This window comes from Psychrobacter sp. JCM 18903 (genome assembly GCF_000586475.1).
GTDB lineage: Bacteria > Pseudomonadota > Gammaproteobacteria > Pseudomonadales > Moraxellaceae > Psychrobacter.
This window is the reverse complement of the sequence record NZ_BAWJ01000009.1, coordinates 1-25,271: the sequence shown is the minus strand read 5'-3', so window position 1 is coordinate 25,271 and position 25,271 is coordinate 1. Positions and strand designations below refer to the sequence as shown.

The window sequence follows — 25,271 nt, the reverse complement described above, 5'->3', positions numbered from 1 at the left end:
TTTTTATGGTGCTTATTAGTCGCCTATCACCGATTCATTCTTCCTTGAACAGGTATTAACTAGCGTTAGCTACTATACCGTCTTAAATCGAAGGCTGTCAATAATAGTAATACAATATGTATCATTTAAAATGATATTATAAGATAAATTCATCAGTCATGATTAAGTGACGAATTTCTTGAATGACTTAAATCAAAAAAGCCAGCCTTATCACATATAGAAAAAAGCTGGCTTTTCCAGTGATTAATAGTCTCAAATCACTCCAGACCCAATTCTTTTATCATTTGCTCAACGATTTTGAATTTCTGAATTTTACCAGTGATGGTCATTGGATATTCATCAACGAAACGAAAGTAGGTCGGCACTTTATAATGAGCAATATGGTCACAACAAAACTGCCTTACCTCTTCTTCGCTTAAGCTATTTGGCTCTTTTGTAATAATCCACGCCGCAAGTACCTCACCGTACTTTTTATCAGGAACACCAACAATTTGTACATCGCGAATCTTCGGATGACGATAGAGATAGTTTTCGACTTCTACTGGATAGATGTTTTCGCCGCCGCGAATGACCATGTCCTTGCTACGTCCCACCACAGTGATGTAGCCATCTTCGTCCATTACCGCCAAATCACCCGTATGCATCCAGCCATCAGTAATCGCCGCGCGTGTTTTAAAGCGGCTGCCCCAATAGCCTTTCATCACCGCGTAGCCATAAGTGAGTAATTCACCCGTCTCTCCAATCGGGACGACATCACCCGTTTCGGTATCCACGATTTTGACCTCAAGCGCGGGCAGCACCATCCCTACGGTAGAAACTCTTTTTTCAAGGGGTGTTTGCGAGCTGGTTTGACAAGAAGCTGGACTGGTCTCGGTCATGCCATAAGCAATCGTCACCTCGCTCATGTGCATTTTATCCATGACGCGGCGCATGACTTCGATGGGACAACTAGAGCCGCCCATAATACCAGTACGTAAGCTGGTCAAGTCAAAACTGTCGAAGTCTGGATGATCCAGCTCTGCGATAAACATCGTCGGTACGCCGAGCAAAGCGGTACATTTTTCTTTTTCGACCGTTTGCAATACGGTGAGCGGATCAAAGCCATCATTAGGATAAACGGCGCAACCACCATGGGTTAAAATAGCTAAATTACCACCTACCATGCCAAAGCAGTGATAAAGCGGTAATGGAATGCATAGCCTATCCTCCTCTGTCAGCCTCATACCTTCGCCAAGGAAGTAGCCATTATTCAAGATATTTCGATGCGTTAAAGTAGCGCCTTTTGGTGTACCCGTTGTCCCACTAGTAAACTGCACACTAATAGCATCGGTATTCTTTAGCTGGGCTTGGCGCGCAGCTAAACGAGGGTCGTTTGCGTTACCCTCTGCCATCCAAGCAGAGAATTTCTGCATAAAATTGAAATTTTCATCAGATGCTGGCTCGTCAATCCAAATGATGCGCTCAATCGTTGGAATCTCGACCAAATCAAGCTGAGTATAATCTTTATGATAAATCTCAGGACAAAGCTCACGAATCATTTGCGTATAGTCGCTGCTTTTGAAATGACGCATTAATACCAATGCCGAACAGCCCAGCTTATTCAGTGCATATTGCAGCTCAAAGGTACGGTAAGCGGGATTGATATTGACGAGGATAACGCCGACTTTCGCGGTTGCCAATTGCATCAAAAGCCATTCAGCATTATTGTGTGACCAGATACCGATGCGATCACCGATTTCTAGCCCCATTTCAATCATGGCACTCGCTAACTGATTAACTTTCTCTTGTAGTTCGCGATACGCCCAGCGAATATTTTGATGACGAGAAACCAAAGCTTCACGCTCTGGATATTTATTGACAATGGCATCAAAAAATCACCGATTGTCGCTTCAATCAGCGACACATCAATGCCTTTATCATGGCTTTGGGTGAGTGGCGCATTTGCTGAACGCACGCTACATTAACTTTAGGGATATTGTTGAGAATACTGTTATTAGGCGTACTTTCATTAATAGTACTTTCAAAGTCAGAAACTTGAGTCATAACGAGTCCTTTCGTTTTGCTGTTTAATGTTTGTTATCAGAGCGGTAATAGACTACAAAGGTAAATGTCATATTCTTCCTTGAATATTCTCTGTCACCATAGACTATAATTAAATCAAGCCCTAACCAATATAGCCTCTTAAATGAAAGCCTGTCAATAATATTGATACAGGACGTATCGATTACTATTGCTGCGCCATCTTATTAAGTTGATTATTTATATAAAAGATACGATAGACATAAAAAAGCCAGCGCTGCATTAGGATAGCAACACTGGCTATGATTTAGAGCTTTTTTAATCGTTACAATGTAGGTGCTACAGGCGATTTAATCGTTACTGTTGCGCTGACTTCATCACTATCATTTAGCAAGTCCATGACCAGCTCTTCATCACTTTCTGTCTTGACCTGCCAATTACCAGTCGCTTTTGGCACACCTGTCACCATGACGGAGATTGCTTTGTTTTTTAGACGAATCATTGGCGGTTTATGCTCATAGCCATTATGATCTAGGCCCAACACATCATCAGCAATGGTAGCAGCCTGCGCGCGTAATGGGGCGACATAGCGACACGGTACACCATCGATAGACATACAGTCACCAATCGCATAAATATTGGCTGTACTGGTACGCAAGGTCGGCGCATCCACCACGATCCCAGTGCGACGGTCAAAATCGACACCAGCTGCGGTAGGCAGTTTGTCATCGACCGTCAAACCTGTACTGGCAATCACATGATCCACGATGAGTGGTTCGATTGGCTCAGCAGTCGTATTTACTGATGCTAGCGCCTCGTAACTGACTTGTAGTTTTCCATCACTAAGACGGGTAATAGCAGATACCTGATAGCCGCCTAAAAAGTTAATGCCTTGCGACTTCACCGCTTGAGCAATACGAGCCGTCGCCTTTGGCGGTAGCATTTGTGATAGTGGTGCACCGTTTAAATCAATGAGTGTCACTTGATGACCTGCTTTGAGCAAATCCTCTGCAATCTCCGTCCCGACCATACCTGCACCAACGATAGCGACGTGCTGACTGCCAGTTGCTAGCTTTTCTTGCAACTGTCCAAAGCGCTCAATATGATTGACATGCCAGACTAGTTCCTCTGGCAAGCTTTTTGGGAAGATAGGATGCGCACCCATCGCTAGTACCAGCTTATCATAGCCAATCGTGGCGTAATTGGTATAAACGGGATCTGAGCGCAGCGCAGAGATAAGCTGCAACTGTTGAGTGGTCGTATCAACATCCGTCACTTGCGTGTTGGCAAGTAGCTTAACATTTGTAGCTTCTGCGGCATCAATGCCCGTTGCTCTGACCAAATCTGCCGCACTTTTCTTTTGGCTAATCGCCATGGTCAGCATTGGCTTGTGATAACGATCGCCACTGTCGGAAGTAATTAAGGTAATCGGAATGTCTTTGTCTTTCGCACGAATGGCATCAATGACATGCCAGCCTGCCAAACCTGCACCAATAATGACGATACCGTTGTTTGATACTTCTGAGTTTTCAGCGCTCATATTAGCTCCCATATAGATAAGCAATTATTTTAGTTGTTAGAATATTGACCGCTATTGTATCAGTAAACAGCCATGCACTCATCTACTCACTTATAGACCAATCATATCAACATCACTGTTAAATACATCAAGCTATCACGCACAAAAAAGCGCCTATTGATAAATAGACGCTTGATATCACCCTAGAGCTACATGAGAAAAAATATATAAATGGTTAGTGATTCAAAATCTTAGATAAGAACAGTTGCGCGCGGTCACTTTTTGCCCCTTCAAAAAACTCATCTTTACTACAGTTCTCGACAATATGACCTTCGTCCATAAAGATAATACGGTTGGCTACTTGACTAGCAAAGCCCATTTCATGGGTCACACACATCATGGTCATGCCATCACGAGTCAACTCGACCATAACATCGAGCACTTCTTGAATCATCTCAGGGTCAAGCGCAGAGGTCGGCTCATCAAAAAGCATCGCTACAGGATCCATTGCCAGCGCTCGTGCAATTGCAACACGCTGCTGCTGACCACCCGATAGCTCCGCGGGATATTTCGCGGCCTGTACCGTTAGTCCAACACGATCTAAATATGCCATGGCTTTTTGCTTGGCCTCGCTCTCTTTGCGACCCAATACTTTTATTTGCGCCACCGTTAAATTATCAATAATGGTCAAATGCGGAAATAGCTCAAAATGCTGAAAGACCATACCGACACGGCTGCGTAATTTCGGCAGATTGGTTTTTGCCGCACCAACTGAGATACCATTTACCATGATCCCACCTTCTTGAAAAGGCTCCAGTCCATTGACCGTCTTAATCAAGGTTGACTTACCACTACCTGATGGCCCGCACACGACGACGACATCACCTTTATGTACATGCGCCGTACAGTCACTCAATACTTGAAAATCCCCATACCATTTGCTGACATCGGACATTTGAATGACCATCTCATCACTAGCATGACCATTGTTGGTGACCAGTCCGCCAAAGGCATTTAAGTATGTATCAGCTTTGCTCATCACTGGCTCCTAACCACATTGTTTTTAATAATCGTCATTTAAGAAAAGTTAGATCAACTACTCAACCAAAGCCTCAACACTCAAAAAGCGCAAGCCAAGATAAATATCTATCAAAATCGCAAACGCTTTTGCAATTGTTGTACACCCACGGAGCACTGACACTGATGATGAAATACACCGCACCAGCACCCAAAATGTAAGGCGTCAGCAAACCCATCAGCTCACCGCGTACATAGGCGGCACGGAAAAAGTCTGTCAAACCAATAGCAAAAACCAACGTCGTATCTTGGAATAAAATAATACACTGCTGCAAGATTAGCGGCAGCATCTTGCGAAAGGCTTGTGGCAAAATGACCAGACGCATGGTCTGCCCATAAGTCATGCCTAACGCTTTAGCCGCATTAACCTGACCACTACCAATCGATTGAATACCAGCACGCACCACCTCTGAAAAGTAAGCGGCTTCAAACATCATAAATGCAACCACACAAGAGGCAAAAGCAGCATCAAGTTGTAAGTACTTACCCGCTATCCAAAAATAAATCATCGGTACGGCAAAGTAAAACCACAGTAGCACTAGTAGTAGCGGTACAGAGCGGAAGTAATTGACGTATAGCTTTGCTGGAATCTCAAGCGCTTTGATACCAGACAAGCGCATCAACGCCAATACCGTTCCTAAGCTAATACCACCAATAATCGCCAAAAACAGCACTTTTAAGGTGGTAATCATGCCGCCCATCAAACCAGGATAGCTGTTGCCAATTCGGTCATCATATTCATTTCTGACCTCCTGCAATGAGCCAGGTACACGCAGTTTGCGCTCAATTAACCCCATAATAGCAATCAACGATAAGTTAAATATTAAATAAATAATCGTCGCGTAGGTATAAATCTCGATGCTGTTTTGGGTGTATTCGCTGATGGTTTTGGTTTGACTGATCAGCTCCATTACCCCGACGAGCGAGGCGACGGAGGCATTTTTGAAGCAGTTGGTCAGCTCAGAGCTGAGCGGTGGCAAAATAATACGAAAGGCCTGCGGTAGCAGTACTTCTTTATAAACTTGTGGAATACTAAAGCCTAGTGCATAAGCAGCATTGATCTGACCTTCGGGCAACGACTCAATACCTGTACGTACCTGTTCAACGATACGAGCGGCGGTAAATAAGCCAAGACCAATACTCGCTGAGAGCATGGCTGAAGTGTTAGGAGATAAATCCTTATACCACCACTCTTGTATTGTGGGCGTGAGCAGCCAGGTGCAATATAAAACCAAAAGAACAATTGGACAAGCAGTGGAATATTACGAAAAAATGTCACATAAGCGGTGCCAATGGCACGAGCGGTCTTATTAGGCAAAGTACGCATGATGCCAAAGATAGTACCTACGACCATAGCAATGGCCCATGCGATACTACCAATCAATAGTAGCCAGCCAAGACCAGTAATCATCCAATGGATATAAAGCTCATTACCGATACCAGTCTGCTCAAAGAGCACACCCCAGTTCCAGCTATAATTCATGGTTGTCTCTCCGAGCAGCGACTGAAAATCCTACGTGTCAGATTGACATCAACATCAGTCTGAACACGTAAGTAAGCTATGTTGCAGGACAATAATTACTGTGCCGTCGCAACTTTCGGCTGAGCGCTGTCATGCGGGCTGGCAATCAAGGCTTTTAAGTTGTCAGACATCTCAAAGTTTAGATTGACGTTCTTTGGTGGGATTGGGTTTAAGAACCACTTGTCATAAATGCTATTGATTTCCCCTGATTTAAAGACATTCGCTAACGCTTCATCGACCACTGCTTTGAACTCAGGATCATCCTTACGCATCATGCAACCATAAATCTCAAACGATTGCGGCGTGCCGACGATGACCCATTCATCAGGATTTTTTGCTTTGGCTTTTTCGCCAGCAAGTAGTACATCATCCATCATAAAGGCATCCGCGCGACCATTTTCTAGCATAAGGAAGCCTTCGCCGTGGTCTTTTGCTGAGATGATATTCATGTCCATTTTGTTGTCATCATTATACTGACGAATATAACGCTCTGAAGTTGTGCCTGCGGTGGTGACTAAGGTCTTACCTTTTAGGTCTTCAAAATCTTGAATACCTGAGTCTTTTTTGGTCAATAGACGCGTACCGATTTCAAAGAAACCGTTGGAGAATGCCACTTGTTTTTGACGCTCTTCGTTGTTGGTGGTCGAACCACATTCAAAGTCGACCGTGCCGTTTTGTACCAAGGGAATACGGGTTTGTGAGGTGATAAGGTTATAACGAACGTTGAGGTCTGGCATGTTTAGCTTTTGCTTAACCGCTTCGACGACTTTCATCTCTAAATCGTGCGCATAACCAATCGGCTGATTTGGGTCGTCAGCGATATAAGAAAATGGAATAGAAGAGTCACGGTGACCGACCACGATAGTACCCGAGTCTTTGATTTTTTGTAGAGTACCGTTGGTAGTGGTTTCTGTCGCTGTTGCATCATCTGCTGGCGCATCAGTGCTGGTTTGGCTACTGTTATTACACCCTGCAAGACCTAGTGCCATAAAAGCAGCGAGAGTTAAAGGTTTAGAGAAAGATCTAGAAGATAGATAGCTCATGAGATACATCCTTTTATCACAAGATTGAATGAGTGCTTGGACGACACAGGTCTTATTCATTGACCTTATTGCCACGCATCCATGCGGTTGTTGTTGCTGTTATTTATCACAATGCAACTTAATGTTACTGTACAACAAATTAGCGGGTGTGGGTAAAAAATTTTTAATGAGGCTTATTTTTTAAGGATATCGGGTTTAGTATCACCATAACTATCCAATAAACACCTGTAATTTGTTAAACAATATCTAACGGGCAATTGATAAATCACGATGAATCCCCATAAAGCTAACAACTTCTTAATACTATAAATGACCTATGACACAAGATACTCAAGTCCCTAATACGGACAGCCAGAACGCTGGCAACCATAGTGACAATGACGTACGTCAACGTTTCTTTATTGAAGATTCGCCAGTGCGCGGTGATGTGGTACGCCTATCACGCAGCTATGCCAGTACGATAGCTCAAAAGCCTTATCCTGAAGCGATCAAGCGCTTATTGGGTGAGATGCTGACAGCAGCGAGTTTGCTTATCGGCACGGTCAAAATCAATGGTCATCTGTCCATTCAATTGCAATCATCAGACAGCGATAGCTTGCTAAACTGGGCAATGGCAGAATGCAATCAAGACGGTATCATCCGTGCCCTTGCTAGCTGGAAGGGTGAGACTGATGAGCAAGTACAGGCTTGGGAAAATATGACTCATGCCAAAGAGGCATTTGCTGAATTGGGTGCGATGGGTCAAGGCGTGTTGTTTATTAACATTCAGCCTGAAGGCGGCGAAGCTATCAAGGCATCGTCGAGCGCAGCCATGACAATTTGGCAGACTGCTTAGCGCACTACCAAAAGCAATCGGCGCAGATTCCAACCTTGATTAATTTGGCATCTGATGGTCTGCAAGCGGGTGGAATGTTGGTACAGATGCTTCCTCGTACTGCTGAAGAAACCTATGAAGTCGAGCAAAACCAAGATGCAGGTATCGACGATGACTTATGGACACGTCTGAGCGTTTTGACACGGACAGTGAAAGCTGAAGAGTTGACCACGCTTGATGCCAACGAAATCCTTTATCGCTTGTATCATGAAGAAAATGTCGTCGCGCCCGATCCTGTTGCATTATCATTTGGTTGCACCTGCTCACGTGAGAAGTGTGAGATGGCCATTGAGCAAATCGGTGAAGCAGAAGTCTTAGATATCATTGATGAGCAAGGCGGTAACTTTGAGATGGATTGCGGCTTTTGTGGCGAGATGTATAAATTTAATAAAGACGATGTGACCACGATATTTTCTGAGTAGTTAGGATTTAGTGCAGCGCGCTTAGTAATAAAAAACCCCTCAAGTGTGACGCTTGGGGGTTTTTAATGTCATGGCTTGAAATTTATGACTGACGATATAACTGGTTTCGAGCACGCTTAATTGGCTACTTCATCCACTTCTGGATAAGAATAGATACGACTATCAAGCCCATACTTTGCATCATGGGCATCGCCTAGCCTATTATCCAACAACCAAGCAATAACTTGCTCATGTACTCTATCGCTGTAGATTAAATTCATGTGATTGACTCCATAAAAAATCGCCTTATGTCCCTCTGGTACTGCTAGCGTATGCTCTTCGGTATATTCGCCGAGCGCTGATTCTACTGAGACCAACCCGTCCCCAAGCAAACTTGTGTCTTAGATTCATAATGAGTTTCAATCAAAGCTGCCGCCACTAAATAGGTATTCACATGCAGGGGCAAACGCGTGGGATGACGAAACTCTGCTGGCAGCACGCTGCGCCCTTCGGTAGACTTCCAATCAGCATCGCGAATACTGCCGTAACGTAAATCTATAATACCGGCGCTACGCAAGTCGCCCAATTTAGCCAATGATCCTGCAAAAGGCAGCTTAGCGATTTTATCTTGAACAAAATGTCCAATCTGCTCCAAGCTTGCGCCATGATGCGGTGAGCCTAAGGTGACAAGATTGCCCACGCGTTTGACCCAGCTAAAGCCTTGCTCTTTACCGTAAAACAGCGCACTACGGCTCAACAAACCGCCCATACTATGACCGATTAAATCTATCTGAGTGACGTCAGGATTATTCTCAACCAAATCTTGCAAGACTTTTGCAAAGCTACGTCCGTTGCTAGAAATACGCCGACCCGTATTATAGTTTAAATACAGCACCGTCGCTTTTGGCAAGTGATTGACCAACGCTTCACCCAAATTGCCTTCTCCAGATACCTGCCAGCTCAAGTGACTCATACAAAGCCCATGGCATAAGATAATAACGCGCCCTGACAGCGCGCCACTTTGTACACGATTGTATTCATCGTATAGCACCATCGATACTGCCAATGGATTGTGATGAGTGATAAGGTGATCGCCCATGACGCCATTTAGAATATTGACCAAGCGACGTAAGTTTTTGGGTAAAGGTTGTATGTTTTTGGGTTTAGAGACAGTGTTATAAAGACGCAGCCCTGAGGCAAGATTATTGCCCACCAATTGCATCGTATAACGCACCGTGCCATAAATACGCCCCGTGATACCGCGCTGCCAGTGCTCAATATTGCCTTTATTAAACCGCCCTAAAGGACGCAGCAGAATCTCACGATGGATAGCCTCTACAATATCAGTGACTTCCACCACGCCCATCGTTGCCAACTGAGCCAAGCCTTCAAAAAAATCAACCAACGTAATAGGCTGATGCGGTTTGCTATAGCTGTTGTCCACCGTCTCGGCGCTCAGCTCATCGACATAGATATATTCGAGTTTCGCCAGCTCTTCATAGACATCGCCCTGAAAACCTTCACCAGTATCCGACTCAATAGCAGTTGGACGCCGAGTGGTGGCAAATAAATCATGAATGGTTTCTAAAGGTTTTGGACTGGGCATAGTGTTAACATATCAAGCAGTTGAAGGGATTTTCCATACTATCCTGTAATTGTCATAAACAGAAGAGAATGATTTAACTATCAAGTATCTTTATTGTCAAAGAAAGGCGCTATCCTTTAATATCAATACTTGCATATTAATAACTATCCTCCAAAATACAAAATCCCAAGCCATGACTTGGGATTTATGTGTTGAGTAAGACGTATCATTACTCATGCAAATGTCTAACTAGACAAACGACTCTGCCAGTATGACATCGCCATCTTCACGCGTAATCATCACGGTCGCTGAGCGCGGCGTACTGCCTCCAGCAATAGCGCCCCAAGTATTACCCGGATGCTGAATATTGATAAATAAGGTTTTAAAGTCAGGAGTCATGGTAATACCTGTGACTTCACAGCCTTCAGGACCGACAAAAAAACGTTTGATATTGTCATTACTAGCAGGCATCCCAACTCGTGTTTGTTGTCCTGCTGAGGTCGTTATGGCTGTCCCATCACTGACTTTACCCGGCAGCGCCGCCAGTAACATACAGCTGCTGGTATCGGTATAAGCGCCATCATCGGTCTGAATCCATAATACGCCACGCGGATCGAAGTACAAACCATCGGGAGAAGACAAATCATTGCTATCATTTAACTGTGACAAATTTTCTGCGGCCAGATCATAAGGCGTGGCAAACAAATAAATGTCCCACTCAAAACTCGTGGCTGCATGATCGCCACCTGCTTCTGCCCAGCGAATAATATGACCGTTGTCATTACCTGCCGCTTTTTCACCTGCCTGATAGCTACGCGGATTAGAGGCTGACACAGGTTGGTCTTCGCGTACGCCGCGGTATTTATTATTGGTCAATGTGACGTATACCTCACCCGTCATAGGGCTAACCGATACCCACTCTGGTCGATCCATTTTGGTGGCGCCGACCACATCTGCTGCGGCACGAGCAAAAACTAACACCTCATCTTGCCCATTAAAAGGCAATACCGTATTGGAGGCATCCAGTCCGTTTTGACTATGGACGAGTGCTTTCCATTCACCGCTGCCATCTTCATTAAAGATAGCAACATAGAGCGTACCGTCATTCAAATACTTATCGCCCGCTTTTAAGCCACCACCGATATCACTATTTGACCATGTGGCTTTGGAGACAAACTTATAAATATATTCGCCGCGAGCATCGTCGCCCATATAAAAGACCACCGGTTTGCCTTGTTCAACCGGAGCATAAGCACAGTTTTCATGGGCAAAACGTCCCAGTGCCGTACGTTTTTGCGGCATAGAGTTTTGGTCAAACGGGTCAATTTCGGTGATATAGCCAAAGGTATTAAAGCCATTACGATAATCCTCAGCAGCACTGGTACCGACGGCGGTCATATCCCAGCGCGAAAATTCATCGGCTATCTTGGCATCTTTGGCTTCAGGTGTGTGCCACAGATACTCCCAGCCTGGGAAATCCTCTGTTGCACCGTAGCGCTCGCGACCATAGTTTTGCCCATCACTTAATTGGCTAGCATCTTGCCCACGGGCGAATACCCCTAAAAAGTTCTCTTCGGTGGTCAGATAGGTACCCCAAGGTGACAAACCTGCACCACAGTTATTATTGATGCCGCGCGTCTGAAAGCCTGTCGGATCAAACTTAGTCTTGACCAAATCAGAACCCGCAACGGGCCCTGTCAAGTGCGCTGTACTACTACTCGTGAGACGACGATTAAATTTCGAATCAGGTACCATCTCATAGCCCATGCCATCAGCGCGGCGTTTCATCTCGACCACCGCCACTCCATGACAATTAACCTCACGGCGCACGTCACTTGCGAGGCGACGATTTTTAAAGATGGGCGCGGCATTATTATCTTGGATCACATGATAGCCAAACGGACTCAATTCGTTACTATTCACGTATTCATGATTCATGACTAGCAAACCATTATCTGACGCTTTAGCATTATACGTGCCGCCATTCTTACCAAAGAACCACATGCCATCATGGTTATCACCCATGCGCCATTCGAATGACTCTGCCGACTGCTCTCGATTGTCTTTCCAATCATCGATACCCGATATCAGCGGCGTACCCAGTGGTAATATCATCTCGGCTTTATAGCTGCTGCCACGCTCATCGTCTCAGCAGTTGAATGCGCCACTGCCGTAAATTTCAAAGTCTCAGGACGTTTGAGATCGCCCTGTGCAGGGATAGCCGCGTTATTATCAGTATTTTTGATAGGACTGCTGTCATCGTCATCGCTACAGCCAACCAAAGGTAGCGCCCCAAAAAAAGCCGCCGCCGTCAATCCTGTGCCACCCTTTAGGATACTACGACGATTTAAACGACGACTAATAATGGTTTGAAAATCGATATTGTCAGTCAGATTAGAGTCTTCAACGACTTCATGGGCAAGTGGTTGTTTATTATTCAATAATGTCATTATCAGTCACCTTGCTGTTAGGCTGGATTGGCGGAGAGTTGGTCGCGGCTTTACAATTATCACCACAAAAATACGAATTACGCCTAAGTCTACCGAGAGTTTATGACAGAACGTTGAAACATAGATGACAGTCTCATGACAGCACTTTGTGAGCACCTCATAAAACGAAAAAATCCCAAGCGTTAACTTGGGATTTTATGATGGCGTCGCTGCATTTGACGACTGATAAAATAGTACTGCTATAAAAACTTATTGAACCTGCGCCTGCCATTCATGGGCACCGAGCTTCAATTTTAACGCATCGCCTGCTTGTAATATGCCAACGCCGCTCGGCGTTCCAGTCATAATTACATCACCTGCTTGTAAGCTAAAGGCATGGCTAATCTCTGCCAGTAATTCATAAACTGGAAATAGCATCAATGCAGTATCACCATCTTGCTTCAACTCATCATTGATATAAAGCTGATATTCGACATGGCTAAAATCACCAAATGCTTGCGGATCAATCCAATTAGCAAGCACACAGGCACCATCGAAACACTTAGCACGCTCCCATGGATGACCTTTTTCTTTGAGCTTACTTTGCAAGTCACGTAAGGTCAAATCCAGCCCCAAAGTCACGCCACCTATCGCTTGCTGTGCTTGTTCAAGCGTGGCTGCCGATAAGTCTGCTGCTAATTGCACACACAGCTCAGCTTCATAATGGGTCTCACCATATATCGCTGGATTGGGACGGACGATATCATGACGCACACTGACCACTGATGATGCTGGTTTCATAAATAAGATGGGCGATTTTGGTATCTCATTGCCAAGCTCGCGGGCGTGTTCCGCATAGTTACGGCCGACACAGACCACTTTGCCGATGGATGCACGTACGCTATCGTTAACCATTGCGATGCTCGCGTCATCATTGACACTGGCAGCAATCGCATTGATTAAAGACATATGGGGTGATTGGCTCATACTAGGCACTCACAGCAGATTATTGATAGGTTGGTCATACATACTGCACTATCTGTCGCTATTTTTCTAGGGCTTATCTTCATTTTAAAAATAGCCATAAAAATGAGATAAATGGCAGTTAAACAAAAGAATAGCGGGTTAATATTAAGATATCAACCCGCTATTTCATTGATTTTTTAGCATTATTTTGAGCCAAATTAAGGTATGGTGTTGGTCATTACATCAGGCGGTACATAGCTTGTGTGGCGATTCATTCTTTTTTCAAACAACCTAAAGCTAAACAAAATCACCCATGATAATAAAAGGTAAATAATACCAGCAGCAAAGAACAGCTCCATTAAGGTATAAGTTCGCGCACTAATGGTTCGAGCGACACCCGTGATATCCATCAAAGCGATGGTTGACGCTAGCGCACTGCCTTTTAGCATAAAGATCACTTCATTGCTGTAGGCTGGAATGACAATACCAAAGGCACGCGGTAAGGTAATACGCGTAAGCTTCTGCCATTTCGACATACCGATAGCGTCAGCTGCTTCGAGCTCACCAACAGGAATGGTCTGAATCGCACCGCGAATGATTTCTGCCAAATAAGCACTGGTATTCATGGTAAAGGCAATGATGGCACACCAATACGCTTGACTGAGCACAGGTTCCCATAAGAACGAATTGCGTATAGCCTCAAACTGTCCTAGACCATAATAAATCAAAAATATCTGTACCAGCAGTGGCGTGCCACGGAAGAAAAAGATATAAGAAAATGGTAGTATCTGCACCAGCCAGTTTTTTGACAAGCGCAACTGGGCTAAAACCAAACCAAAAAATAGACCGATAATACCTGAGATAACCACCAGCTGTACGGTCAATACTGCCCCGTTTAATAAATCAGGAATGCTATCAAAAATAACCTGCCAATTCCAATCCATAGTATCTCTCCTCTATCCTATGGTCGATTGACGGTGGGTTGACTGACGGCTCAGCTTTTTAGCGTAGCGTGCCGCTGGATTGGCGCGCCATTCGAGCCACATCATAAAACCAGTAATCAACATGGTTAAACCCAGATAAATAATCGCCGCTGCCATATAAAAAGTGAATGGCTGCTGCGTTGATTGGGCGGCACGTGATGCCTGATACATGATGTCTTTGAGACCCACGACCGATACCAATGCGGTATCTTTGAGCAACACCAAAAACAAATTGCCCAATCCTGGCAACGCAATCTGCCAAACTTGTGGCAAGGTAATGCGATAAAACGTCTGAAAAGGACGCATGCCAATCGCTTGTGCCGCCTCCTTCTGCCCTATCGGAATCTCTTGGATCGACATGCGAAAAATTTCAGTCGCGTAAGCGCCAAACGCGATAGACAACGCCATCACGCCACCCCAAAAGGCACTGATCTCAACATATTCGTTATAGCCGAATTTCTTGAGAATCGTCATCAGCAGCATAGAGCCACCGTAATAGATAAACAGTACCAATAGCAACTCTGGAATACCGCGCATTGTCGCTGTATATACAGTCGCAATTTTACGCAGCAGCCAGACGTTGGACAGCTTAGCTGTGGCACCGAGCAGCCCTAAAGCCATGCCGATGACTAAACTGGTCATAGCAAGCTTGATGGTGACGGTAGCGCCGCTCAGTAGTAGCGCGCCAAATCCTTGTAAATCAAACACAATTATCCACTCAGTCTCTTTATATTAGCAATTTGCAAAATATGAGTTAAAAGAATCAGCATCAATCGCTGAGCGCTGCTGATAAGCGTATTTTATACCAAATAGACCTTGGTGCTTTGCGTCATAGATCGACGTCAAATCAATACGATTATTGCGGCGGAAATTGACACAGTAGAAATGAGCGCTGATTTTATCATATTCGCTGCCAGCTATGTTAATACTCACACGTAAAAGCAGTGCTTAAATAGACGCTTATCTTCTTAAAAACACATTAGATTAGTCATATTTTTACAAACCGAACAGTCAATATCACAAGACCGAACTATTTTTTATAAAAAACAAAAAAAGGATATCGCTATTGAAGCAATACCCTTTCTATGAAATGGAATTCAAATTAACCTAGGGCGTGTCCTCAATTCAACCGATAGCAATCTAAATGAGCTAAAAATGGTTAAATCTTGCCAAACATCGTCAAATAGCTAGGTAATATCTCGATATTATCTGCACTATTTTCCTTGTTTGACTGCAATTTACCTCATTTTTATCACCATTTTTAAAATGAGGACACGCCCTAGTAAAAATCACCATTCTCACGGTTACGATGCAACAGTGCTAAATGTATTTGAAGACTTATTCAGCAGGTTTTTCTGTCGGCTCAGTAGTGACCGTCGAGCTTGACGCTGGAATCGCAAAATATTTTTGATTGATTTTATCGTAAGTGCCATCGGCTTTAATATTGACCAACGACTTATTAATTTTTGCTTGCAATGCATCGCCTGGGCGCACCGCGATGGCAAAATTATCATTGATGTCAATCTCTTGACCTTTGAGCGCATACTGACTACCTGAGGTGGAGCCAAGCCATTCTAGCGCTGGCAGCTTATCAGACACCATCGCATCGACACGATTCGAACCCAAATCCAAAAACGCATTACTGAGCGTGTCATAAAGCTTCATGTCAGCATTCGGATAAACCTTTTCTAACCACTGCGAAGAAATGGTCGAGCGCTGAGCGGCAATAGAATGCGCATTGATATCATCGCTATTGCTAGGATCGAAGCTGCTGTCTTTTTTTGCCAAAAACACCAAGGTATTGCTAAAGTACGGCTCTGTAAAACTGACTTGTTGCTCACGCTCAGGCGTCACCGACATAGCGGCCACAATCGCATCGTACTTACCCGCTTTTAGACCGGGGATAATACCGTCCCAATCTTGCGCTGTGATTTCACATGTTACCTTCATATCGGCACAGATAGCGTTGGCAATATCAACATCAAAACCACCAAGAGTGCCATCCGCATTGGTATAGTTGAAGGGGGCATAAGCGCCTTCGGTACCAATACGTAACACATCACCCGTCGCTGCGGTCTCAGCGGCGTCTGGGCTGACATCATTATTTGCATCATTTTGACCATTGCTACACCCTGCTAAGGTTAAAAGCGCCGCCATCGCAAGCAAGGGCGCTGAAAAACGTCGCGCTTGATGCCATTGATAACGGATGCGTTCGCGATTGCACGGTGTTGGTCAAAATGGTTGTTCATGATCATCCTTGGGGTTTGTGAGTAAAATAACACTCATCTCTATGAGTGAATATCGCCATACGTGACAGCCATATCAGCCGAGCACAGAGATGAGCTATGATATTAGTTAGTCGCCGCTTCAGCTGATTCTTCTTTCACTTCAACAGCATCATCACCTTCAACCACCATCACTTCTTTTACGTCGGTGGTTGCCACGGCTTTTTGCGCAGCAGCGGTAGAGCTGGTGCCAAAATAGCTGCCTGTGATTTGGTCATAAGTACCGTTTTCTTTTAATTCAGCCAACGCTTTATTGAACTTAGCGACCAATGGATCGCCTTTACGAAGTGCGATACCCATGCATCTTCGTCGGTGCTGATTTCTTGTCCTTTCACTTCATAGTCTTTGCCAGCATCCGTTTTTAGCCAATCGATGCCAGTGACTTTATCGGACATCATTGCCCGTACGCGACCTGAAGTCAGATCCAGATACGCATTGTCTTGGGTATCATAAAGCTTGATATCAGCATCTGCATGTTCATCCTGCAAGTACTGTGAAGCGACGGTTGAGCGCTGTGAAGCAATGGGCTGACCTTTTAATGCATCGACGCGAATGTCATCACCTTTTTTACCAATCAAGATAATGCCAGTGTGAAAGTACGGGTCAGTGAATTCAACCACTTCTTTACGCTCAGGCGTGATTGACATACCTGCGATAATTGCATCGAATTTTTGGGCATTTAGACCAGGAATGAGACCATCCCAATCTTGTGAGATGACTTCACATTTTGCTTTCATTTGTGCACACAGAGCATCGACCAGCTCAATCTCATAACCAATTAACTTGCCATCAGCATCGGTATAACTGAACGGCTTATAGCTTGATTCGGTGGCAATTTTTATGTTCATAGGTGCATCGGCTGTGGTGTCAGCTGCCGCACCATCTTCTGGCGTGGCGCTATTATTACAACCAGCCAGCATAAGCATCGCGGCACTTAATGGCGCAAGCAAAGCGCCTTAGTTTTTAATGATGATGTCATTGATATTGTCATGTTTGCTATTCCTTCATTTTTCAATCAGAAGATTATTGACCAAAGTTCGCTTGCTCAAGACGTGCCAGCTCACCGTTACTACGGATTTCGCTGAGTGCTTTATTAAAGTCGTCTCTGAGTGCGTCACCTTTACGAACAGCAATGGCAATATTATCGTCATTGTCAATTTCGTCACCAACGATACCAAAGCCTTCAGGGTTGTCTGCCAACCATGATTTGGCAGAGACTTTTTCCGCCAATACTGCATCGCTACGACCAGACTTTAGATCCAGATAAGCATTGTCATAATTGTCATACAACTGCACAGTATTGCCGTCTTTGCCTTCATAGTTATCTTGTAAATAAGCGCCAGGCGTGGTTGAACGTTGACCACCAAGTGTCAAGTTTTGATCGCCATAGGATCAAAACTGCCTTTGGTATCGGTCAGCCAAACCATCGTATTGGCAAAGTAAGGCTCGGTAAAGTCGACTTTTTCTTGACGCTCAGGTGTAATAGACATACCCGCAATCACTGCATCATATTTTTGTGCTAAAAGACCCGGAATAATACCATCCCAATCTTGAGCGACGATTTCACATTTGGCTTGCATCTGTTTACACAAGGCATTGGCAACATCAATATCGTAGCCTGCCAAGCTGCCATCAGCATTGGTGTAGTTAAAAGGAGGGTAAGCACCTTCAGTCGCGATACGAATGGTCTTGCCAGCCGTTTCTGCTGCAGCGGCGTCAGTGTTGCTATCAGTAGTTTCATTAGCCGGTTGACTACAGGCGCTCAGCATCAATGCGGCGGTAACGGTCATCGATGACCACAATAGGCGAGAATTCGACATCATACATTCCTTAAATTCTGATGGGTTTTTAATGTAGGGTTCTGATATTTTGTTCTCTGACGTCCCTGCCAGACAAGCAATATAGATAGCAGAATACACAAGCAGCCGTCATTATCGACCACCTGTAAACCTTTTGATAATACCTGAGTAAAATATCAAAAACAAACGTTTTACATACCGACTGTTATTAACGAGTAATAAACGGTCAACGCTGCTTACTAAGCAGTAATTTTACGCTTAAAATAAAATGACGATAGGGTGGTAAGAATATTACCACCCCATTTTTGCATATAAAACGGATACTAAATACGAGGCTAGTTCTGACGATGCGATGCCATAAAGTCTTTGACACGCTCAGAGGTAGGATCATCAAAAACTTGCTCGGGCGTGCCAATCTCTTCAATCACGCCTTGATGCAAGAACACCACTTTGCTTGATACTTCTCTCGCAAAACGCATCTCATGGGTGACGATAAGCATAGTACGTCCCTCTTCTGCCAACTCACGCATGACAGCGAGCACTTCATTGACCAGCTCAGGATCTAAGGCTGAGGTTGGCTCATCGAATAGCAGCACCTGTGGTTGCATAGCAAGGGCACGGGCAATCGCGACACGCTGACGCTGACCGCCAGATAAATTCGCTGGATAGGCGTCTTTCTTATCAAGTAAACCGACTTTATCGAGCAGCTTTTCAGCATCGCTAATGGCTTGATCTTTTTTAATCTTTAAAACCTGCGTTGGCCCTTCGATGATGTTTTGCAAAATCGTTTTGTGCGGCCACAAGTTAAAGTTTTGGAAGACAAAACCCACGCGCGCGCGCAAGTTTTCCAATTGCTTAATATCGACCGCTTGCAGCTCACCTGACTTGGCAGGCTTGAGCATCAGCTCATCATTACCGATAATAATACGACCTTGATTGGGCTTTTCGAGCAAATTAATGCAGCGCAGCAAGGTAGATTTACCTGAGCCTGATGAGCCCAAAATAGAGATGACATCACCGTCATATGCGGTAAGGGACACTCCTTTTAGCACTGCCAATGAGCCATAGCTTTTATGGACGTCTTGTAAATCTAAGGCGATAGGCCGAGTCGGATCTTTTGCAATATCAAGCATGGTTCAGCAGACTTCCAATAAATATGAGTGAAAACACGAATAAAAATAAATAAAAAATAGCGGCATAGGCAGCTTAAATAGTATCAGCATCAATCATAGCATTATTGTGATAAGGCCATGATTCGTGATACAAATAGAAAAAATGCCACATTGTCTCTTATTACACAGCAAAAAGGCAAATCCTGTATTGAACCAGATGCTCAATCAGTGGCAAATAAATATTAATAAGCCACTAAATAGCTAACACAAAAAAGCCCAGACTGTATTTACAGCGCTGAGCCTTATTTTATCACTTTCGTGTACTGGGCGTAGTTTTATCTGATTATCTAGTTTTATTCGCTTATATCATCAACTAATGATAACCAGTTAATCAAGATAGCGATTTAATACGTTGAGACATGTTCTTCGCTCTCAGTACCGTCTAGCACTTCGGCGTCATCTGCTGTTGCCACCGCCACATCATCATTATTACCCACTGCCATGCCATCATCGGCGCTAGCAACTGCAATATCAACACCTTCGCCTGCTGTCGCAACACCAGTAGCTTCATCCTCTACCGCTGTTTGTGCATCAACGGCTGGAGCAGTTTCCATAGGGGCTTCTTCTTTCTTACCACAAGCGCCCAATGTCAATGCCGCGGCAACCAAACCAACTGTCAGCAAGCTTTTACGCGTGGTGTTGTCGATAGTGTCATTTCTAATAGCCATTTTTATTCTCCATCATTATTTCATTTGTTAAGTTGTATTTGACGAGCAACCATTCATACATGAATGTCTGCCCTTTAATTGCTTTTTGATGCACCGTTAAGCTCTACTATACGTATGATTAATGCTAGCTACCTTAGTAGTTACAACGCAGTTCTGTTAAAACCACGTAACCGAAAGCTTGTGTTTTTGCTTTCTCTAAAACGGTGCTTGTATCATGAAATGGCAAAGACTCAGTAATGGTAAAGTCAGTAAAATGACGCGACGACCATGCTCATAAACGCTATGTAAAGTAGGCACTGTTCACAAAATCATCTTTACTATCGCCTCAATCTCCTCTATGTTAAATAGCATAATACCTGACAGGTATCAAAATCATCTTTTGGCCACATTTTCGCCTTTTTGGGCGCTTTCATTTGCTTAAAATATTTATAACATAAGGAAAATAATTTATGAGTCAATCGAATACCACAGACGTTACTGCCTATATGCAAGCTGTCGGCAAACAAGCACGAGCGGCTTCTCGTGTGCTGGCTGCGGCAAACACTGGTGACAAAAACTCAGCATTAATGGCGATTCATGATGTGTTAAAAGAGGCCAAATCAGATATTTTGGCCGCCAATAAAATCGATATGGATAATGGACAAAGCAACGATTTAGAAGCAGCCTTACTGGATCGCTTAGCGCTAAATGATGCCCGCTTTGACGGCATGCTCCAAGGGTTAAAAGACGTCGCCTCATTACCAGACCCTATCGGCGAAGTCACCGACATGACCTATCAGCCATCAGGGATTCATTTAGGTAAAATGCGGGTGCCGCTCGGCGTGGTCGGCATGATTTATGAGTCGCGCCCTAATGTGACCTTAGAAGCGGCTTCATTGGCGCTAAAATCAGGCAACGCTATTATCTTGCGCGGCGGCTCTGAAGCGTTTGAATCCAACCAAGCGATTGCCAAGTGTATCTTGGAAGGACTACAAAAAGTCGGGCTGTCTGAGCACAGTGTGCAAGTATTACAAACGACAGATCGTGCTGCTGTCGGCGAGCTGATCACCATGACAGATTATGTCGATGTCATTGTCCCACGCGGTGGCAAAGGATTGATTGAACGTATCAGCGTGATGCTCGTGTTCCTGTCATCAAGCATTTAGATGGCAACTGCCATACCTTTATCGATAGCGATGCAGATGCCGAAATCGCCATCAAGGTCAGCGTCAATGCAAAAACCCATCGCTACGGTACGTGTAATACCATGGAGACGCTATTGATCGACGAATCAGTTGCGGGTGAGCTATTACCTAAGATTGCCGAAGCCATCATCGCCGCTGATGATGCGATGCAACTGCGCCTTGATGATAAGTCGCAAGCCATCTTAAATGACAATGCTAAGCTTGCTGGACATCTGTCTGCGGCCACTGCTGAGGATTGGGATACCGAATATTTAGCGCCTATCTTAGCGGTAAAAGTTTTGTCAGGTATTGACGAAGCCATTGAACATATCAACACTCATGGCAGCCATCATACCGACGTTATCATTACCGACAACTATACCAAGTCGCAACGCTTCATCCGTGAAGTCGACTCGGCGAGCGTCATGATTAACGCCTCTAGCCGTTTTGCCGATGGCTTTGAGTATGGATTGGGTGCCGAGATTGGCATCTCGACCGATAAAATCCATGCTCGTGGTCCAGTAGGACTTGAAGGTCTCACCTCACAAAAATGGATCGTGTATGGTCATGGTGAGACTCGCGCCTAACGTCTTATCGCTTAGCCTATCATCCACTCTCTCATTTAACGTATAATCCACAAAAAACGCCAGCTCAATTGCTGCGTTTTTTAGTAGTGTCAAATATGTTATATATGCGGTATTAAAACTATGTATATGATAGAAGTCATGCGGCACGATAACAAAACATGCGATAGGAAAGTGGGCTTATGCAGAGTGGTAAAATCAAGCACTGGAATTCAGATAAAGGCTATGGCTTTATCGATGTAGACAACCAAAGTGAAGACGTGTTTTTTCATGTGAGTAAAGTGCGATTATCACAGCCGATAACCATCGGTCAAAGCGTCTATTTTAATAGTGAGCGTAATGATAAAAACCAACTACGAGCCACTGAAGTCACTTCCAACGAATTGAGTATTTTAGCCACTCCAAACTCAAATATAACCAATCACTATTCAAATACTAACAGCCGAAACAACTCTACTGATAATAACAAAAACTCGCGACACACTACCCGTGACAATCGCCATAGTCAGCGTGGCAACCAAAACAAGAGAAGCTTAGGATCTACCCTATTTAGTTTGATTGCTCTTATTGCCGTCGCTGTTTACTTTTTTGGTGATTTGTCGTCTGGGTTTTTGACCGATAGTATTGACCCAACGACGGTATCACAAACCTCATCAGAGGCACATCCAGCAAAGACAAGCGGCGTCACGGGCGATGCTCAGATAGACAATACCATTGCCCTTGTTCAACGAGGCGGGCCATTTCCTTATCCTCATAAAGATGGCACGACATTTTATAATCGTGAGGGAGTATTGCCCACGCAGTCACAAGGCTACTACCGCGAATATACCGTGCCGACCCCTGGCGTGTCACATCGCGGTGCACGGCGTATCGTCACAGGTGGTCATCCGCCGACTGTGTATTACTTGACCGTTGATCACTATGATAGCTTTCGCAGACTGGACGTAAAATAATATGAGTAAAGCCATCCACTATATTAATCTGGGTTTTGACCAAGATATTAACCAAAAAACTACAGCACTAAATGCTAGCATGCCCGCTCAGACTGTTAACATACCGGTAGACGAGATACTTAATAAAACCACATTATTAACAAACTTAGCCAATGCCTGTGATTTTCCCAGCTATTTTTCACATAACTGGGATAGCGCATGGGACTGTTTAACGGACAGCGAAGTGACTCACCTGATGCTGGATCTAACAGCGGTGAAAAAAATAAACACCGAAGATTTTAATGTTTTCAAAAGCATCATTGAAGATGCCTACAGAGATTTTGGCAAGCCGCAATTATGGGTTATTATGCCGTCCGTGGATGATGCCTAGTCGCCAATCACCACACAAACCTGAATTCGAGATAAAACCATATTTATCCCGAATTCAGGTTAATTTATTTTTATAGAAAGGATTAATATATGGAAATTACCCTAAACGGCTATTACACGCTGATACTAGCCACTCTAGTGCTGCTGCTTGGGCGCTTTTTGGTCAAGAAAATTAAATTCTTAGAAGATTTTAACATTCCAGAGCCTGTTGCTGGTGGTTTGGTCGCGGCAATAGTGGTCTATATTCTAAATATCATTTGGGGATATAGTTTTAACTTTCATCAAGGATTACAGACGGCTACCATGCTGATGTTTTTTGCCTCTATTGGTTTGAGTGCTGATTTTAGTAGACTCAAAGCTGGTGGTACGCCATTGTTGATTTTTACCATCGTTGTGTCCGTTTTTATCGTCTTGCAAGATGTCGTTGGTGTGGCCATGGCAAGCGCGTTGGGACTTGATCCACTACTTGGATTAGTGACAGGTTCTATCGCCCTGACTGGTGGTCACGGTACGGCAGGCGCTTGGGGTATCACCTTGGAGCAAGATTACGGTGTGGTCGGTGCAACGACACTTGGTATCGCCGTTGCCACCTATGGCTTAGTCGCTGGTGGTATCATTGGTGGTCCTGTTGCTCGTCGCCTGATTCAAAAGCTGGGGTTAAAACCAACACCTGCCAATCCCAATCCTAGTGACATCGAAAAAGTCGCTGGTGCGCAGTCGCTTTATAGCACCAAACATGACGAAGATTCAGCGAGTAGCAATAAAGAAATTTTCGAAAGACCTGACAGCATGCGCTTTATCACCGCCTCTTCTACTATTGAGACATTGGCATTGTTTGCCGCAGCGTTGGCTTTCGCCGATGTCATGACGCTTGTTGCGCAAGGCACGTGGTTTGAGCTACCTACCTTCGTTTGGGCGTTGGCAGGTGGTGTGATTATTCGTAATGTCTTAACCACTATCTTTAATTTTGATATGTTTGATCGCTCTATCGACGTATTTGGTAACGCTTCTTTGAGTCTGTTCTTAGCCATGGCACTGCTGTCATTGAAGCTATGGCAGCTGACTGATTTGGCAGGCCCTGTGTTGATTATCTTACTGGTACAGACGGTCATTATGGTCGTTTATGTCTATTTCATAACCTTTAAGGTGATGGGTAAAGACTATGATGCAGCGGTCTTGTCAGCTGGACATTGTGGTTTCGGTATGGGTGCGACGCCAACGGCGATTGCCAATATGCAGGCGGTCACGGATCGCTATCTGCCTTCGCCTAAGGCGTTTTTGATTGTGCCAATGGTTGGTGCATTCTTTGTCGATATCGTCAATGCGACGATCTTGCAGATATTTACTAAACTGCCGTTTATGTAATTTGATAAGCAATAAAGTCGAATTAACCTGAATAAGGCTGGGCTACGCTATCGTAACCCAGCCTTTTTATTGGTTATTCAACCTTCCTATAAAGGTATGATTGAACTAAGCTAGATCATTACCTAGTATTGAGAGAATGATATGAGTAAAGATAAACTTATCAAGTTATCGAAAGAAGAGGAAGAAGCGCTGTTAGATAATTTGAGAGATTATATGAGCGAAGAGTTTGATTTGGATATCGGTAATTTGCCTGCCAAGTTCTTATTCGATTTTATAGTGGACTTGATTGGCTCTAAAATATATAACCAAGCCATCGATGATGCTGAGCCTTGGTTATATGAGAGGTTTATGGGCATATTAGAAGACAGTCATGCGCTGAAGAAGGATTAGTTTGCGTTGCGTCAAAACATTGTCATTTCACAAAAAATGAAAGCTAGATTAAAACATAAGCTCAACCCAAATCTCAAAAACTACTACCAATTTTAATCACAAAAA

Annotated in this window: 15 protein-coding genes and 8 pseudogenes; 6 read left to right on the top strand and 17 right to left on the bottom strand. The window is 44.3% G+C overall.

Annotated elements, in window-relative coordinates; all coding sequences use genetic code 11:
* Nucleotides 1–257: 257 nt before the first annotated feature.
* The 6 genes and pseudogenes from TT12_RS07735 to TT12_RS07710 form a co-directional block, all read right to left on the bottom strand.
* Nucleotides 258–2,043, bottom strand: a pseudogene (locus tag TT12_RS07735) (AMP-binding protein).
* 301 nt (nucleotides 2,044–2,344) lie between these two features.
* Complete coding sequence (locus TT12_RS07730; RefSeq protein ID WP_045453601.1) at nucleotides 2,345–3,559, bottom strand: FAD-dependent oxidoreductase; 1,215 nt, start codon at nucleotides 3,557–3,559, stop codon at nucleotides 2,345–2,347.
* A gap of 214 nt (nucleotides 3,560–3,773) precedes the next feature.
* The gene (locus tag TT12_RS07725; RefSeq protein WP_045443837.1) at nucleotides 3,774–4,505 is read right to left on the bottom strand and encodes an amino acid ABC transporter ATP-binding protein; all 732 of its coding nucleotides are present in this window, start codon (nucleotides 4,503–4,505) and stop codon (nucleotides 3,774–3,776) included.
* A 182-nt stretch (nucleotides 4,506–4,687) separates the two neighbouring features.
* Nucleotides 4,688–5,316 (bottom strand): annotated as a pseudogene (locus tag TT12_RS07720) (ABC transporter permease subunit).
* A 37-nt stretch (nucleotides 5,317–5,353) separates the two neighbouring features.
* Nucleotides 5,354–6,098 (bottom strand): annotated as a pseudogene (locus tag TT12_RS07715) (amino acid ABC transporter permease).
* 95 nt (nucleotides 6,099–6,193) lie between these two features.
* Nucleotides 6,194–7,180 carry a glutamate/aspartate ABC transporter substrate-binding protein gene (locus TT12_RS07710; RefSeq protein ID WP_045453598.1) on the bottom strand — a complete coding sequence of 329 codons (987 nt, stop codon included), beginning with the start codon at nucleotides 7,178–7,180 and terminating at the stop codon, nucleotides 6,194–6,196.
* A gap of 316 nt (nucleotides 7,181–7,496) precedes the next feature.
* Here TT12_RS07710 and hslO point away from each other — a divergent pair.
* Nucleotides 7,497–8,476, top strand: a pseudogene (gene hslO / locus TT12_RS07705) (Hsp33 family molecular chaperone HslO).
* A 116-nt stretch (nucleotides 8,477–8,592) separates the two neighbouring features.
* Here hslO and TT12_RS17045 read toward each other — a convergent pair.
* The 11 genes and pseudogenes from TT12_RS17045 to TT12_RS07650 form a co-directional block, all read right to left on the bottom strand.
* Nucleotides 8,593–8,847 carry a hypothetical protein gene (locus TT12_RS17045; RefSeq protein ID WP_243443493.1) on the bottom strand — a complete coding sequence of 85 codons (255 nt, stop codon included), beginning with the start codon at nucleotides 8,845–8,847 and terminating at the stop codon, nucleotides 8,593–8,595.
* Nucleotides 8,820–10,061 carry an esterase/lipase family protein gene (locus tag TT12_RS07700; RefSeq protein ID WP_243443492.1) on the bottom strand — a complete coding sequence of 414 codons (1,242 nt, stop codon included), beginning with the start codon at nucleotides 10,059–10,061 and terminating at the stop codon, nucleotides 8,820–8,822. Before TT12_RS07700 ends, TT12_RS17045 begins: the two co-directional genes overlap by 28 nt.
* 228 nt (nucleotides 10,062–10,289) lie before the next feature.
* Nucleotides 10,290–12,490 (bottom strand): annotated as a pseudogene (locus tag TT12_RS07695) (PhoX family protein).
* A gap of 249 nt (nucleotides 12,491–12,739) precedes the next feature.
* Nucleotides 12,740–13,384 (bottom strand): fumarylacetoacetate hydrolase family protein, encoded by a 645-nt coding sequence (locus tag TT12_RS07690; protein WP_045453797.1) that lies wholly within the window; start codon nucleotides 13,382–13,384, stop codon nucleotides 12,740–12,742.
* A gap of 269 nt (nucleotides 13,385–13,653) precedes the next feature.
* The gene (locus tag TT12_RS07685; RefSeq protein ID WP_045443544.1) at nucleotides 13,654–14,379 is read right to left on the bottom strand and encodes an ABC transporter permease; all 726 of its coding nucleotides are present in this window, start codon (nucleotides 14,377–14,379) and stop codon (nucleotides 13,654–13,656) included.
* Nucleotides 14,380–14,391: 12 nt separating this feature from the next.
* Nucleotides 14,392–15,126: an ABC transporter permease gene (locus TT12_RS07680; RefSeq protein ID WP_045453595.1), complete on the bottom strand. Its 735-nt coding sequence runs from the start codon at nucleotides 15,124–15,126 to the stop codon at nucleotides 14,392–14,394.
* Nucleotides 15,127–15,756: 630 nt separating this feature from the next.
* Nucleotides 15,757–16,575 (bottom strand): ABC transporter substrate-binding protein, encoded by an 819-nt coding sequence (locus TT12_RS07670; RefSeq protein WP_045453588.1) that lies wholly within the window; start codon nucleotides 16,573–16,575, stop codon nucleotides 15,757–15,759.
* Nucleotides 16,576–16,769: 194 nt separating this feature from the next.
* Nucleotides 16,770–17,694, bottom strand: a pseudogene (locus tag TT12_RS07665) (transporter substrate-binding domain-containing protein).
* A 32-nt stretch (nucleotides 17,695–17,726) separates the two neighbouring features.
* Nucleotides 17,727–18,526, bottom strand: a pseudogene (locus tag TT12_RS07660) (transporter substrate-binding domain-containing protein).
* Nucleotides 18,527–18,837: 311 nt separating this feature from the next.
* The gene (locus TT12_RS07655) at nucleotides 18,838–19,635 is read right to left on the bottom strand and encodes an ABC transporter ATP-binding protein (protein WP_045453585.1); all 798 of its coding nucleotides are present in this window, start codon (nucleotides 19,633–19,635) and stop codon (nucleotides 18,838–18,840) included.
* 383 nt (nucleotides 19,636–20,018) lie between these two features.
* The gene (locus tag TT12_RS07650; protein ID WP_045453582.1) at nucleotides 20,019–20,342 is read right to left on the bottom strand and encodes a hypothetical protein; all 324 of its coding nucleotides are present in this window, start codon (nucleotides 20,340–20,342) and stop codon (nucleotides 20,019–20,021) included.
* Between the two features lie 449 nt (nucleotides 20,343–20,791).
* Here TT12_RS07650 and TT12_RS07645 point away from each other — a divergent pair.
* The 5 genes and pseudogenes from TT12_RS07645 (at nucleotide 20,792) to TT12_RS07625 (ending at nucleotide 25,166) form a co-directional block, all read left to right on the top strand.
* A pseudogene (locus TT12_RS07645) lies at nucleotides 20,792–22,092 on the top strand (glutamate-5-semialdehyde dehydrogenase).
* Between the two features lie 179 nt (nucleotides 22,093–22,271).
* The gene (locus tag TT12_RS15480) at nucleotides 22,272–23,042 is read left to right on the top strand and encodes a ribonuclease domain-containing protein (RefSeq protein ID WP_201552734.1); all 771 of its coding nucleotides are present in this window, start codon (nucleotides 22,272–22,274) and stop codon (nucleotides 23,040–23,042) included.
* Nucleotide 23,043: 1 nt separating this feature from the next.
* Nucleotides 23,044–23,412 (top strand): barstar family protein, encoded by a 369-nt coding sequence (locus TT12_RS07635; RefSeq protein ID WP_045453580.1) that lies wholly within the window; start codon nucleotides 23,044–23,046, stop codon nucleotides 23,410–23,412.
* 89 nt (nucleotides 23,413–23,501) lie between these two features.
* Entirely contained in the window at nucleotides 23,502–24,776 is a 1,275-nt protein-coding gene (gltS, locus tag TT12_RS07630) for a sodium/glutamate symporter (protein ID WP_045453577.1), read from the top strand.
* A 141-nt stretch (nucleotides 24,777–24,917) separates the two neighbouring features.
* Nucleotides 24,918–25,166 carry a DUF2164 domain-containing protein gene (locus TT12_RS07625; RefSeq protein WP_045443523.1) on the top strand — a complete coding sequence of 83 codons (249 nt, stop codon included), beginning with the start codon at nucleotides 24,918–24,920 and terminating at the stop codon, nucleotides 25,164–25,166.
* The last annotated feature ends 105 nt before the right edge of the window (nucleotides 25,167–25,271 follow it).

What these genes read in the sequence shown, in the direction of transcription:
- TT12_RS07730 (WP_045453601.1), bottom strand. Translation starts at nt 3,559, where the DNA reads ATGAGCGCTGAAAACTCAGAAGTATCAAACAACGGTATCGTCATTATT.
- TT12_RS07725 (WP_045443837.1), bottom strand. Translation starts at nt 4,505, where the DNA reads ATGGTCATTCAAATGTCCGATGTCAGCAAATGGTATGGGGATTTTCAA.
- TT12_RS07710 (WP_045453598.1), bottom strand. Translation starts at nt 7,180, where the DNA reads ATGAGCTATCTATCTTCTAGATCTTTCTCTAAACCTTTAACTCTCGCT.
- TT12_RS07700 (WP_243443492.1), bottom strand. Translation starts at nt 10,061, where the DNA reads ATGCCCAGTCCAAAACCTTTAGAAACCATTCATGATTTATTTGCCACC.
- TT12_RS07690 (WP_045453797.1), bottom strand. Translation starts at nt 13,384, where the DNA reads ATGGTTAACGATAGCGTACGTGCATCCATCGGCAAAGTGGTCTGTGTC.
- TT12_RS07685 (WP_045443544.1), bottom strand. Translation starts at nt 14,379, where the DNA reads ATGGATTGGAATTGGCAGGTTATTTTTGATAGCATTCCTGATTTATTA.
- TT12_RS07670 (WP_045453588.1), bottom strand. Translation starts at nt 16,575, where the DNA reads ATGGCGGCGCTTTTAACCTTAGCAGGGTGTAGCAATGGTCAAAATGAT.
- TT12_RS07655 (WP_045453585.1), bottom strand. Translation starts at nt 19,635, where the DNA reads ATGCTTGATATTGCAAAAGATCCGACTCGGCCTATCGCCTTAGATTTA.
- TT12_RS07650 (WP_045453582.1), bottom strand. Translation starts at nt 20,342, where the DNA reads ATGGCTATTAGAAATGACACTATCGACAACACCACGCGTAAAAGCTTG.
- TT12_RS15480 (WP_201552734.1), top strand. Translation starts at nt 22,272, where the DNA reads ATGCAGAGTGGTAAAATCAAGCACTGGAATTCAGATAAAGGCTATGGC.
- TT12_RS07635 (WP_045453580.1), top strand. Translation starts at nt 23,044, where the DNA reads ATGAGTAAAGCCATCCACTATATTAATCTGGGTTTTGACCAAGATATT.
- gltS (WP_045453577.1), top strand. Translation starts at nt 23,502, where the DNA reads ATGGAAATTACCCTAAACGGCTATTACACGCTGATACTAGCCACTCTA.
- TT12_RS07625 (WP_045443523.1), top strand. Translation starts at nt 24,918, where the DNA reads ATGAGTAAAGATAAACTTATCAAGTTATCGAAAGAAGAGGAAGAAGCG.